A 13,909-nucleotide genomic window follows, 5' to 3' on the forward strand; every position below is an offset into this window, starting at 1 on the left:
ATGAACACATCGGAACAGGATCGCTGGTCACGCGTGAAGAGCCGGCTGCGCTCGAACGTCGGCGAAGACGTCTATACGAGCTGGTTTGCCCGCATGGATCTGGAAGGCGTGCAGGAGGAGAGCGTGCGGCTCTCGGTTCCCACGCGCTTCCTGAAGAGCTGGATCCAGGCCCATTATGCCGAGCGCGTGCTGTCGTGCTGGCAGGCCGAGATGCCCGAAGTCCATCGCATCGATCTCACCGTTCGTACCGCGGTGCGCCCCGTCGCTCAGCCGAAGGAAGCGCCCGCGCCGGTCGAGACCCGCCGTGCGCCCGCCGCCGAGCTGCGCTCGACCGCGACCGCACCGGTCTCCGCCAATCATGACGCGCTCGGCGGCTCGCCGCTCGATCCGCGCCTGACCTTCGCGAGCTTCGTCGTCGGCCGCTCCAACACGCTGGCACATGCGGCGGCACGCCAGGTCGCCGAGGGCCGTCGCGGCGACCCGGTCATGTTCAACCCGCTCTACATCCATGCCGGCGTCGGCCTCGGCAAGACGCATCTGCTTCAGGCGGTGACCTGGGCCGGCAATTCCGGCAACGAGCGCAAGGTGCTGTACCTGACCGCGGAAAAATTCATGTACGGCTTCGTCGCCGCGCTGAAGACGCAGACGGCACTCGCCTTCAAGGAAGCGCTGCGCGGCATCGACGTGCTCGTCATCGACGATCTGCAGTTCCTGCAGGGCAAGTCGACGCAGGCCGAGTTCTGTCACACGCTGAACGCGCTGATCGATGCCGGCCGCCAGGTCGTGATCGCGGCCGACCGTCCGCCGTCCGACCTCGAAAGCCTTGACGATCGCGTGCGCTCGCGACTGGCCGGCGGTCTCGTGGTCGAGATGGGCTCGCTCGGCGAAGAACTGCGCCACGGCATTCTCAAGTCGCGCGTCGCGGCCGCTCGCGCCCATCATGCGACGTTCGAGGTGCCCGAGGAGGTGCTGACCTATCTGGCCCGCGCCATCACCCATAACGGCAGGGATCTGGAAGGCGCGATCAACCGCCTGCTGGCGCACTCGAAGCTCAACAACCGGCCGGTGACGCTGGAGATGGCCGAGCACGAGGTGCGCGACCTGATCCGCCCGCAGGAGCCGAAGCGGATCAAGATCGAGGACATCCAGCGCGTGGTGGCACGGCAGTATAATGTCAGCCGCTCCGACCTGTTGTCCTCGCGCCGCACCGCCAACGTGGTGCGTCCGCGCCAGGTGGCGATGTACCTCGCCAAGACGCTGACCCTGCGTTCGCTCCCCGAGATCGGCCGCCGCTTCGGCGGGCGCGACCACACCACGGTTCTGCACGCCGTGCGCAAGATCGAGGCACTGGTCTCCAAGGACACCGCCCTGTCGGACGAAGTTGAGGCGCTGAAGCGCCAGCTTCAGGAATAAACGCCTGGTGCTGTTGCCATTCTCCCGCCGCCCCGGCCATGCCTGGGCGGCGGTCTTCATTTCTGCCGGTAAATCGTGGGGAACTGCCCCGCAATCCCTTGAAACGGATGGCTTTCCGCGCCACCTTGCGCGACCCTGACGGCTTTGGTCATATCGACTGGATGCCCCGGTCTGTCGGGGTCTTTCGGTGCCGTGGCGCGCGTCCCGCCGCCCGGCTTTTCCAACACTGGGTTTTCACTGGTTTTCTTGGGGATCGGGCGAGTAGTGCAATGAAAGTTACGGTCGAGCGCGCGCAACTCCTGAAGTCGCTGGGTCATGTCCACCGCGTGGTCGAGCGCCGGAACACGATCCCGATCCTCGGCAACGTGCTGGTCCGCGCCGAGAACGCAAAACTGTCGCTGAAGGCGACCGACCTCGACCTCGAGGTGACGGAGACGCTGCCTGCGGAGACCGCGACCGCAGGCTCCACCACCGTGCCGGCGCACATGTTCTACGACATCGTGCGCAAGCTGCCTGACGGATCGCAGATCGTGCTGGAGGCCGACGGCGACCGCGCCGTGCTGGCGATCCGCGCCGGCCGCTCGCGCTTCACGCTGCAGACCCTGCCGGAGAATGACTTCCCGGATCTCGCCGCCGGCGACATGTCGCATTCGTTCAACCTCGCCGCCAAGGACGTCAAGCGGCTGATCGACCGCACCCAGTTCGCGATCTCGACGGAAGAGACGCGCTATTATCTCAACGGCATCTATCTGCACGCCGCGGGCACGCCGACGGCGGCGACCCTGCGCGGCGTGGCCACCGACGGCCACCGCCTCGCCCAGCTCGACCTGGTCCAGCCCAAGGGCGCCGACGGCATGCCGGGCGTGATCGTGCCACGCAAGACGGTCGGCGAGGTGCAGCGCCTGATCGAGGATGCCGAGGCCGAGGTCACGATCGAGCTGTCGCAGGCCAAGATCCGCTTCACCATCGGCAATGTGGTGCTGACCTCGAAGCTGATCGACGGCACCTTCCCTGATTATGGCCGCGTCATCCCGCAGGGCAACGACAAGGAGCTCGTCGTCGACAAGAAGGATTTCGAGAATGCGGTCGATCGCGTTTCCACGATCTCCAGCGAGCGCGGCCGTGCGGTGAAACTGTCGCTCTCGCCAGGCAAGCTGGTGCTGTCGGTCACCAACCCGGATTCCGGCAGCGCCACCGAAGAGCTCGAGGTCGAATACGCCTCCGACGCCCTCGATATCGGCTTCAACTCCCGCTACCTGCTCGACATCGCCGCCCAGATCGAAGGCGACGTCGCCACGCTGAGGCTCGCCGACCCCGGCTCGCCCACCCTGGTGCAGGACCGCGACGACAAGAGCGCGCTGTACGTGCTGATGCCGATGCGGGTGTGAGGCCTACCGCCTCTCCACGCATTGACTACATGCGTCGTGGCCGGGCTTGTCCCGGCCATCAACGTCTTGGGAGCCCAAGAACGTGGCACCCGGCAATGACAGAGTGACATGACCCCCTCCCGCATTCATCGCCTGACGCTGACGCATTTTCGCAATTACCGGGCGGCGGGGCTCGAGACGGCGGCTGACATGGTGGCGCTGGTCGGGCCGAACGGGGCGGGCAAGACCAATTGCATCGAGGCGATCTCGTTCCTGTCGCCGGGCCGCGGCCTGCGGCGCGCCACGCTGGAAGACGTCGCCGACAACCAGGGCGACGGCTCCTGGGCGGTCTCCGCGCAGGTCGAGGGCGCATTGGGCCTGGCCACGCTCGGCACCGGCATCGATCCGCCGCGGGCGGATAGCGCGGTCAGCCGGCGCTGCCGCATCGACCGCGAGCCGGTCAATTCGGCCACCGCCTTCGGCGACCACATCCGCATGGTGTGGCTGACGCCGGCGATGGACGGGCTGTTCATGGGCGCAGGCTCCGAACGGCGGCGCTTCTTCGATCGCCTGGTGCTCGCCATCGACAGCGAGCATTCCAGCCGCATTTCCGCGCTCGAACGCTCCCTGCGCTCGCGCAACCGCCTGCTCGAGACGCGCAATTACGACGATCATTGGTGTGACGCAATCGAGCGCGAGACCGCCGAGCTCGCGGTCGCCGTCGCCGCGACGCGTGGCCAGACCGCGGCGCGGCTGACCGGCATGCTCAATGCGCGCGCGCAGGCTTCCGCGTTTCCGTCGGCACAGATCGCGCTCGACGGCTGGATGGAGAACGCGCTGCTTCAGGAGACCGCGACGTCGGTCGAGGACCGCTACCGCCAGATCCTGCGCGACAACCGTCCGCGCGATGCGATCGCCGGCCGCACCACCGACGGCCCGCACCTCACCGACCTCCAGGTGATCTACGCACCCAAGAGCATGCCGGCGCGCGATGCCTCGACCGGCGAGCAGAAAGCGCTGCTGATCGGCCTCGTGCTGGCGCATGCGACGCTGGTCGCGGAAATGACCGGCATCGTGCCGCTGCTGCTGCTCGACGAGGTCGTTGCGCATCTCGACCCGAACCGGCGCGCCGCGCTGTTCGAGGAGCTGCGCAAGCTCGGCGCGCAGGTGTGGCTGACCGGCGCGGACCCGGCCTCCTTCGCCGAGATCGGCGCCGGAGGCGAGATCTTTGACGTCGAGAGCGGACGGGTCTCCAACCGCCGCCCTTGAACCTGCCCCATTCTCCTCACGACTAGTTGCCAGAGGCCGCGCCGACGCTGTCGCAGCCGCTGCAGTCGCGATGACAAGACGCGCGATATCCCTGGAGAGTGAGATGCGGACGATAACGCCCGGGGCGCAAGCCTCGGCACGATGGCTGGCGTTTGCGTGCGGCCTGGCACTGCTCGCGAGCTGCACGCTCGCCGCCAGCGCCGGCGCCTGGGTGCCGCATCTGTCGGCGCTGTTTTCGGCCGGGCTCACGCCGGATCCCGACGCCAGGCTGCCCGCGCCGACCCGTTACAGCTACAGAGGAATCCACACCACGGAGGCGAGCGGCTTCGAGGCGCCGCTGCGCACCAGGCTCGACGCCACCGTGCCCGCCGGGCTTGGCGACGTGCTCGCCTTCTACCGCACCGAGCTCGGCAAGCTCGGCTGGCAGGAGAAGACCGATGGCGCAGTGATCGCCGCCGATCGCGTGCAGCTCGCCTTCGCCTCCCCGCTGGGGCCGGCAGCACTGGAGCTGCACCGCAGGGACAACAGCACAATGGTCAATCTCGTGCAGAAGAATGCCGATACGGCGACCAGGGCGAACGTCATGCCCGAGCCGGGCCAGGCCAAAGTGGTGTTCAGCAATATCGGCGAGACCGAAGCGGTGCTCACGATCCACGAGCGCACCATCCGGCGCGCGGGCGGCGCCAACGCGGTGGCGCTGGATCTGCCGCCCGGTCAATACACCTACGAACTGAGCGTGCCGGGCCATGCGGTCACGACGAACATCCTCACCTTCGCCGCCGGCGACACCTGGGAGCTCACGGTCGGGCGCGGCGGCGAGGCATGGTCGCCGCTCCAGCTGTATTGAACCTCACGGGTTTCTGCCGCGACTTCTCGTTCGAGGCCGCGCCGACGATGCCGCGGCCCGCAATTGCGCGAGGGATGATGACCCGCGCGAAAATCCAGGAGCTTTGACGATGCCGATGATCCCGCGCGGGACGCAAGTCCCGGCACGCTGGCGGCTGCTTGTGTGCGGCCTCTTCCTGATGTCGAGCTGCTCGATCGCGGCAGCTGCGGACGGAGGCATCGCCGACGTCCACGCGCTGCCGCAGCTGGAGGGCGCGGTGGAAGACACCTCGCGTCCCGATCCCTACCGGGTCGAATATCGCGTGCCGACGCCGGCCGCAGTGACATTGCCCGCGGTCCGAAAACTCCTGAGCGCCGACGGATGGGTGCCCTATGTGATGCCGCTGGAAGAGACGAGCGGCACGCTGAAATTCAAGAAGGGACGGCAGGGCCTTTCGGTTCACTTGACGCAGGCGCGCGGCCGGCCCGACCAGTCTGTCGTCAACTACACGACCGACCGCATCTATTCGAATGTACCTTTTCCCGAAGGCGCCAGCGACATCGTGTTCGACGGCACCCGGCCCTATCTCGGCTGCATCGCCCCTGCGGCGCTCGATGCGACATCGGATTTCTACACCAGCCAGATGAATGCGATCGGCTGGCGGAAACTCACGCCCGAGGCGGCCGCACGCTGGACCAATGCCGGCCTTGACGAGACCGTTCCGAACGGCGTGCGCGCGTTCTACGACCATGCCGACGACGAGGCCGGCGGCTTCTACAAGCAGAAGCCCGTCATGCTGACGCTGACACGCCGCGACGACGGCCGGACCAATGTCGACATCCGGGTCGCGCCCTTCGCGCTTCCCGTCGATCTCAAGGCCGACAGCGATATCGCCGGCCTGCCCCGGCCGAGCTTCACCAGGCGGGCGGCGGGCGTGGGCAGCGCCAGCTCGAACAAGCGCGAGATGACGGCCGCCGCGACGGCCGAGCTGCCCGCCGTACTCGCCTTTTATCGTCGCGAGCTCGCCGCACGCGGCTGGCAGGAGGATGGAAACGCGCCGCTCCCGCCCGGCGACGACGCGGCTATCAGGATCTCCACGGCAGAAGAAACCGGCTTGCTGCGGCTCGGCCGCAAATACGATTTCACCATGATCAGCCTGACCGCGCAGGTGAAGGAATCGGCGCTTGCCGCCCGAGCCAGGGCGAAGAAGGAGGCCGACGACAGATTCTTCAGCGATGCCACGTCCGTCGCCAAGCAGATGATCGCCGCCGACGAAGCAAGGCGCAAGGTGCAGGCGGCGGCGCTGTCCGATACGCCGCTCAATCCGCTCGCCGACAGCAAGACGCCGGTGCCGCTGCCCGAAAACGCCGAGGGCGTGAAGTTCGAAGGCGACGACGGCCAGCTGGAATTCTCATCCACCTCGAGTGTGAAGGCGCTCACCGCGTTCTATCGCGCGGCGCTGAAGCCCGCAGGCTGGAAAGAGCAGCCCTCCGTCATCAACCAGCCCAACATGGCGATGATGGAGTTTTCCAGGAGCGGCAAGACGATCTCGATGACCGTGATGCAGATGGGCCCAAAGGTGAATGTCCGCGCCCACGGTTCCGGCCTTATGGTGGCTGCCGCCAAGCCCATGGCCGCTGCGGAGGTGCAGGCCGGATCTTCCGAGGCGAAGTCCTCCGAGCCGCTCAAGCCCGACAGCGAATCCCAACTCCCCGTGCCGACACAGCGCTCGTCGACCTCGCTTGCCACCACGAAACTGCCAGGCAGCGAGACTCCGTTCCGCCGCGAGCTGGCAGCCAGCATCCCGGCGCCGCTCGGCGACGTCGTGGCGTTCTACCGCTCGGAGCTTTCCAGGCTCGGCTGGCAGGAAAAAGCCGATGGTGCGGCCGTGTCCACGGAGCGCGCGCAGATCGACTTCACCTCGCCGCAAGGCCCGGCCACGCTCAAGCTCGGCCGCGCCAAGGGCGAGACCACGGTCAGCCTGGTGCAGAAGAATCCGGATGCCGCGACCAAGGCGGACATCATGCCGAGGCCCGGCCAGGCCAGGCTGATGCTTGGCAATATCGGGCCGCAGGAAGCTGCGCTGACGATCAACAAGCAGACCGTCAAGATCGCGGCCGGCGCGGGCGGTCCGCAATCGCCGAAGGGCCCGATGCTCGACCTGCCGCCCGGCACCTACCAATATGCGCTGCGGATGCCCGGACGCCCGGCCCGTACCGAGACCCTCACGGTCGCCGCCGGCGATGCCTGGGGCCTCGTGGTGGGTCCAAGCGGCGACGTCCTGCCGCTTCAGATGTACTGAACCCGTCCGTCCTCCGAGGCGCTCCAGGCGCCTCGGAACCATCCGCCCACCCCGCAGAATCCACGCCTTCGAGCGAGGCGGAACAGCCCCGCGAATCGCGCTTTTCGCGGCGCCCAAAAACGGCCTCCAAACGCCTTGAAAACCGGCAAAAAACCCCTATTTGATCAAAGGGTTGCTGGAGGATACTTTGCGCTAGGCGCAAGCTGTCTTTCATGGCACAAATAGCCTGCAAATCAGCGCCTTTTGCGCGGCTGATTCGGGCGACATCTCGAAGGCCTCTCATGACAGAACCTGCTCGGCAGACGCCTGCCGAAAACGAGCCCTCAAATCCAAGCGATTACGGGGCGGAATCGATCCGCGTGCTCAAGGGTCTCGACGCGGTCCGCAAGCGCCCGGGCATGTATATCGGCGACACCGACGACGGCTCCGGCCTGCACCACATGGTCTACGAGGTCGTCGACAACGCGATCGACGAAGCGCTCGCGGGCCACGCCACGCGCGTCGACGTGATCCTCAATGCCGACAATTCCGTCACCGTGCGCGACGACGGCCGCGGCATTCCCGTCGACATCCACAAGGGCGAAGGCATCTCGGCCGCCGAGGTCATCATGACCCAGCTCCATGCCGGCGGAAAGTTCGACCAGAATTCCTACAAGGTCTCCGGCGGTCTGCACGGCGTCGGCGTCTCCGTCGTCAACGCGCTGTCGAGCAAGCTCGGCTTGCGCATCTGGCGCGACAACAAGGAGCACTACATCGAATTCGCCCATGGCGATGCGGTTGCACCGCTGGTGGTGGTCGGAGATGCGCCGGGCCGGCGCGGCACCGAGGTGACGTTCCAGGCTTCGACCGAGACCTTCAAGAACATCGAATATGATTTCGCGACGCTGGAGCACCGGCTGCGCGAGCTCGCCTTCCTCAACTCCGGCGTCAACATCGCCCTCTCCGACATGCGTCACGCGGTCGAGAAGCGCGAGGAGATGCACTATTCGGGCGGCGTCGAGGAATTCGTCAAATATCTCGACCGCAACAAGAAGGCGATCGTGCCGGCGCCGATCATGGTACGCGCGGAAGCCAACGGCATCGGCGTCGAGGCCGCGTTGTGGTGGAACGACAGCTACCATGAAAACGTGCTGTGCTTCACCAACAACATCCCGCAACGCGACGGCGGCACTCATCTCGCCGGCTTCCGCGGCGCGCTGACGCGTCAGGTCAACGGCTATGCCGAGGCCCACGCCAAGAAGGAAAAGATCGCGCTGACCGGCGACGACTGCCGCGAAGGCCTCACCGCCGTGCTGTCGGTGAAGGTGCCCGATCCGAAATTCTCGTCACAGACCAAGGACAAGCTGGTGTCCTCGGAAGTGCGGCCCGTGGTCGAGAACGTCCTCAACGAGGCGCTCCAGGCCTGGTTCGAGGAGCACCCGTCCGAGGCCAAGATGATCGTCGGCAAGGTGATCCAAGCCGCCGCTGCCCGTGAAGCCGCGCGAAAGGCGCGCGAGCTGACGCGCAAGAGCCCGCTCTCGGTCTCGTCGCTGCCCGGCAAGCTCGCCGACTGCCAGGAAAAAGATCCGGCCAAGTCCGAACTCTTCATCGTCGAGGGCGACTCGGCAGGCGGCAGTGCCAAGCAGGGCCGCAACCGTGAATTTCAGGCGGTGCTGCCGCTGCGCGGCAAGATCCTCAACGTGGAACGCGTGCGTCCCGACAAGATGCTGCACAGCGAGCAGATCGGCACGCTCATCACCGCGCTCGGCACCGGCATCAGCGACGAGTTCTCGATCGAGAAGCTGCGCTATCACAAGATCATCGTGATGACGGACGCCGACGTCGACGGCGCCCACATCCGCACGCTGCTGCTGACCTTCTTCTACCGGCAGATGCGCGAGATCATCGACGGCGGCTACCTCTATATCGCCCAGCCGCCGCTGTATAAGGTCAACCGCGGCAAGTCGGAGCAATATCTGAAAGACGAGCGGGCGCTGGAAGACTATCTGATCGACACCGGGCTCGACGACTGCGTTTATATTCCCGGCACCGGCGGCGATCGCACCGGCCGCGACCTGCGCTCGCTGATCGACGACGCCCGCGCCGTCCGCGGCATCCTGCGCAGCCTGCACACCCGCTACAATCGCAAGGTGATCGAGCAGGCCGCCATCACCGGCGTGCTCAACAAGGCAATCTACGGCGACCCGGAGAAAGCCGCGGCGGCCGCGCAATACATCGCCGCCCGCCTCGACACGCTCGCCGACGAGGTCGAGCGCGGCTGGGTCGGCCAATACGTCGAAGGCCAGGGCTTCCAGTTCGAGCGCACGGTGCGCGGCGTCAAGGAAGCCGCCCTCATCGACGACGCCTTCCTGGGTTCGGTCGAGGCCCGCAAGCTCGACGAGTACACGGTGAAGCTCCAGGATGTTTATGCCCGCCCGGGCAAGCTGCGCCGCAAGGACGCCGAGCACATGGTCTACGGCCCGGTCGACCTGTTCGAAGCGATTACCGACGCCGGCCGCAAGGGCGTCACCCTGCAGCGCTACAAAGGCCTGGGCGAGATGAACCCGGAGCAGCTCTGGGAAACGACGCTGGACATCAATGCGCGCTCGCTGCTCCAGGTGAAGGTCAAGGAGGTCGACGAGGCCGACGACATCTTCACCAAGCTGATGGGCGACGTGGTCGAGCCGCGCCGCGACTTCATCCAGGAGCATTCGCTGAGCGCGACGATCGATATCTGAGGCGGATGGTTCTTGTCGGGTAACGCATATTCTTGACCATACGGCGGCAGTACCAGACTCGATTTGCGCACAATCTTGACTCACATCATCGCTACCGAGGGTTGATTTTCGGCAGATTGGGTTGAGCGCGGCGCCTTACAAATTGATCCTCTCGATTTACCGGCCATCGTATCCCAGACCCGCGGGCTATGGCTATGGGCTATGCGGCCGAGTTCAGCGGCGAAGGCAATCTTCGCCGCCGTCTCCCATCCAACCACTTTGGAAGAAAGCAAATATCTCCAACTAGAGAGCAATTGTGCGGTTGGTGAACGCTATACAGCGGCTTTTGCGATTTCGGTACACGTCTGAAGGGACTTTCTCTCTACAGCAGACCCTAAGCTCGGCTGTCCCGACCGCTGCGCGCGACCCCGGTGTTAGCCCAATACTACAGTTTGCCTCAGTTGGACTATTGATCGTCTTATTCTGTTTAGGACTTCTTGTGCGGAAGACTTCGCAACACAGGAGGGTTCTCTGATTAACTCGCTCGTGCGCAGCGTGGATGGCAGCGCTGTCGGGGTGCACGACGCCAATGTCGATCCGAGCTGGCACCCGTCTCTGCGCGTAACCGAGTACGCTCTCCTCTCCAGACCCGACGAACCGGAAACTGAAGGACAGCTACTTAGGCGTGTCGCCTAAGTAGAGTTCATATTGACAACTTAACGTTTTATTATTTTGATACGTTTGGCAGGGATTTTTTCTCATGACAACCGAATTTCAACTTAGAGCGCTTTTTCCAATTTTCCTTCTTCTCATCTCGCTTTCCTCGGCTGCGGCACAGTGGCCTGGCGCGGGCAGCCCAAATTCCAAGCAACCGAGCGACCGGAAATATGGCGCTTACACACCGGGCAATGCTGCGACCGGCGGGGACGGTTGCTATTTCGGTGAGTGCGGAGATTCCACTTCGAAGAACCCGCCAACACCGCAGCCCCCGAAACAGCAACCAACTCAGACTGGGGGGGGCCCGCCGCAACAATTGCCGCCACCGCAGATCAGGATGAGCAGTATCTGTCAAACCCCAGCTTTCTGGTGCCAAATGTTCCAGCAAGGTGTTGTTGGTGGTGGGTGCTATTGCAACGTGAACGTGCCCCCTGGATATGTGGCAGGCACAGTATGGCCTCAACCATGATGAAGGTGTTCAAGCTAATCGCCCTGAGCTTAGCTAGCCTCCAGATTGCGACAGGTGTTGCTATAGGCGAAGAATTCTGCGCTTCCCTCACGCGGGTGGCAAATGAGACATACAAGAATTTCAGGATTTTCCGCGGAGCTGACGATGAACTTGGAGGATACACGTCCAAGGTCACTCTGCCCGGCGCCACCCAATGTTACATCGATCAGGATGACAGCAGCTTCAATTGTACCTGGCAGTTGAATTTCAGTGACGATACCGAGTCGCAAGCCAAGACCTTCGCCGAAGGTATCAGAGACTGCTACCCAAAAGGGACGTTCCAGTACCATCTTTCGAATACTGGAAATTACTTCACCCATAGGTTCAATGGAGTCGAGTTCTATATCAAGTCCGACCCTAAACGAAATCGAGTCCGAATTGCGATCGAGCAAGACAAATGACTATTTCCCGCAGAGCATTATTTGGAGCCGCTATAGCCTGCTTTTGTTGCAGACAATCAGCGGCACGAAAGCTTGATGACATTGAGGGTTGCTGGCTATTACCCGGAGAGAGGACCGTGGTTGGCGTGCAGGACAAAGATTTCGGAGCGCTCCCCAACAGCGATGATCTCACCGATAGCTCAGGAGACCCGGAGCTCGACAAAGCGCTCGGCAAAGCCCTCGTACGAATGGCAAAGACATTTCAAGTAAACCCGAGTTTTGCATTTTTCGCCGACGGGCAGCGGCCCAATGCCTATGCTTCGCCCGATAGCACGGTAGCAGGAACAGCGGGCTCAGTGATCTTCGGCAAGTCGCTCTTTCAGGATCAATTTAAGCGGTACTCTGATGGCGGCCTCTCTGTCGTCGCGATCATTGCACACGAATTCGGGCATATTTGTCAATTCAACTTAGGCTTGCAAAAGGAGCTTCGTGGTTCAGAGAAAACGGTACGAAGGATCGAACTCCATGCGGACTATATGTCCGGCTGGTACCTTGGCCTTCTCAAACGCAACAACCCATCTGTCAGTTTGTGGGCGTGTGGCGATACGTTTAACAGGATTGGTGACACCAAGTTCAACGAAGAACAACATCACGGAACGCCAAAAGAGCGGGTAGCCGCGGCTGAAATGGGATTTGCGTTCGGTCAAAATGGAAGCACCGACGTGAAGTCGGCGATTGAACAAGGAAAATCATACATTCTCACTATTTGAAGTATTACCCAATGAAACACCTTTATTCGAATCTCCTTAGGCTTCTGCCCTTACTTCTTGCTCCGCAGCTAGCGAGTGCTCAGAATTCACTGAGCCAGCCGAAGTCATTCGCTAAAGAGATAGTGGCCACTGTTGCGCTCTTCGATAAGGACGAAACCGCCCCTCGCAGAAAGCATCTGGGATACGGACCTGCCGCGTTCACCCACGACTTAGATTACGGCCAGGATAAAGGGGTCATAAAAGCCAGCAAAGCGAAGAAGCACAGCGCAAGTTGAAAGAAGAGCTTATCGCACGAGCAAAAGAAAGGGCTGTTAACAGTATAGCAGCTGGCTCGCTTCAAATACCTGGGATTGACATCAATTCAGCAATCCAATCTGATCCAACCTTCACTTCGTCTTCGACTTACGAAAAGGCTCTTGGCTTGCTTGTTGAGACCGAGCTCGCTCGTGAGGACCCCACGATACCGCAGAAATTTCTAGATGGCTCCGAATGAAATATAGCATCATCTGCCTCTGATTGGCTGAGAGCGGTGCGCTCGATCATCGAACCGCTGGCCATTGAGACGTTCGCGCGTTCTATTCTGCTTGTGAGAGGGTGATAGTCAAACATAGACACTATCAAGACGTCGTTCGGGGCGCTGAGCCGCGAGGCGTAGACGCTGGTTTATGTTTTAAGTATCGATCGGTCGGCAGGTGCAATTCGAACGAGTTGCGGGCTCAGAATCCGCTAACACTGACAGCGCGTCTTGCAGCGATTGCCCGTGCTTCCAAGTGCACCCAATAACGTCCGGAACGGCCGCCGTCTGCCACCAATACAACCAGAAAATGGCGCCGCGTGATGCAGACTCACGTTTTGTGCGTTAGAGAGAGGTTTGTGAGTCAGGGATTTAGGTTGTTAGCGTCAGATATGTTGGATCGGTTTTAATCGCCGTTGATTTCGTTGAACATTTTTGGGCGACTGAGTCGGGGTTTGTTTGTGAGAGGACAGCTTTGGACGGTCATCATGCCCGGGCTTGTTGCGGGCATAAGGCTATGGGAATGCCTAACCTGAACCTCACCCGCCACTATCGCGACGAAGTGGCATGAACCCGCTGGCCTATTCCGGGCCGGGAAACGCCATGCCATGACCAGCTCCGTCGCCACCAGCTCCGCCCGACCATCCCGCCGCCTCGGCGTCATCGGCAGCCTTGTCGGCGTGCTGGCGCTGATGGCGGCCGTGCTGCCTCACTGGGTCGTGCCGATGGTGTTTCCGCCGCCGCCGGCGGACCAGGTGATCGTCGACACCGGGCACCGCATCAAGGACCGCGTGATCGCCCGCGTGAAGGGCGTGGAGTATCAGGCGCCCAAGGTCGAGAAATCGGCGGGACGAAGCTGGAGCGAAACAGCTTCAGCCGCCGCGATCTCGCTCGGCCTGCTCGCCATCCTGCTCTCGGTGCTCTCGCTGATTTTCCGCGAAGAGCGCCTCCTCGCCGCCGTCGCCGCCACGCTCGGCACCGGCGCCATCGCAATCGAAATTTCGTTCGTCATGATCGGCGCGCTGATCCTGATCGCGATCCTCTATGTGGTGGGGAATGTCATCGGGCTGTTCTAGACTCCTCCGAGCCTGACGGGCCGGCTTTGACCACGGCCAGCACAATTGCTACCGCGCTCAAATCTCTGTAG

The 13,909-nt window shown here is 63.0% G+C and carries 9 protein-coding genes; 8 read left to right on the top strand and 1 reads right to left on the bottom strand.

Features of this window, described 5'->3' with window-relative positions; genetic code table 11:
* The 6 genes from dnaA (at nt 1) to gyrB (ending at nt 9,894) form a co-directional block, all read left to right on the top strand.
* Nucleotides 1–1,413: a chromosomal replication initiator protein DnaA gene (dnaA, locus tag FNV92_RS00005; RefSeq protein WP_014438647.1), complete on the top strand. Its 1,413-nt coding sequence runs from the start codon at nt 1–3 to the stop codon at nt 1,411–1,413.
* Nucleotides 1,414–1,682: 269 nt separating this feature from the next.
* Nucleotides 1,683–2,801, top strand: a complete 1,119-nt coding sequence (gene dnaN / locus FNV92_RS00010; RefSeq protein ID WP_143842720.1) for a DNA polymerase III subunit beta — start codon at nt 1,683–1,685, stop codon at nt 2,799–2,801.
* 108 nt (nt 2,802–2,909) lie between these two features.
* A complete protein-coding gene (recF, locus tag FNV92_RS00015; protein ID WP_143842719.1) occupies nt 2,910–4,049 on the top strand; it encodes a DNA replication/repair protein RecF in 1,140 nt (379 codons plus the stop codon).
* A 103-nt stretch (nt 4,050–4,152) separates the two neighbouring features.
* Nucleotides 4,153–4,896, top strand: coding sequence for a hypothetical protein (locus FNV92_RS00020; RefSeq protein WP_168213411.1), 744 nt, complete (start codon nt 4,153–4,155; stop codon nt 4,894–4,896).
* 109 nt (nt 4,897–5,005) lie between these two features.
* Entirely contained in the window at nt 5,006–7,177 is a 2,172-nt protein-coding gene (locus tag FNV92_RS00025) for a hypothetical protein (RefSeq protein WP_143842717.1), read from the top strand.
* A gap of 281 nt (nt 7,178–7,458) precedes the next feature.
* Nucleotides 7,459–9,894 carry a DNA topoisomerase (ATP-hydrolyzing) subunit B gene (gene gyrB, locus FNV92_RS00030; RefSeq protein WP_143842716.1) on the top strand — a complete coding sequence of 812 codons (2,436 nt, stop codon included), beginning with the start codon at nt 7,459–7,461 and terminating at the stop codon, nt 9,892–9,894.
* A gap of 1,194 nt (nt 9,895–11,088) precedes the next feature.
* Here gyrB and FNV92_RS00035 read toward each other — a convergent pair.
* Complete coding sequence (locus tag FNV92_RS00035) at nt 11,089–11,490, bottom strand: hypothetical protein (RefSeq protein ID WP_143842715.1); 402 nt, start codon at nt 11,488–11,490, stop codon at nt 11,089–11,091.
* Between the two features lie 125 nt (nt 11,491–11,615).
* Between FNV92_RS00035 and FNV92_RS00040 the strand changes: the two genes are divergently transcribed.
* Together FNV92_RS00040 and FNV92_RS00045 are read left to right on the top strand one after the other, a co-directional pair.
* On the top strand, nt 11,616–12,248 hold the full coding sequence (locus FNV92_RS00040; RefSeq protein ID WP_143842714.1) for a M48 family metalloprotease: 633 nt from the start codon (nt 11,616–11,618) through the stop codon (nt 12,246–12,248).
* A gap of 1,122 nt (nt 12,249–13,370) precedes the next feature.
* Nucleotides 13,371–13,838 carry a hypothetical protein gene (locus FNV92_RS00045; RefSeq protein ID WP_143842713.1) on the top strand — a complete coding sequence of 156 codons (468 nt, stop codon included), beginning with the start codon at nt 13,371–13,373 and terminating at the stop codon, nt 13,836–13,838.
* Nucleotides 13,839–13,909 lie beyond the last annotated feature (71 nt).

The sequence above is a fragment of the Bradyrhizobium cosmicum genome (genome assembly GCF_007290395.2).
Classification (GTDB): Bacteria; Pseudomonadota; Alphaproteobacteria; order Rhizobiales; family Xanthobacteraceae; genus Bradyrhizobium; species Bradyrhizobium cosmicum.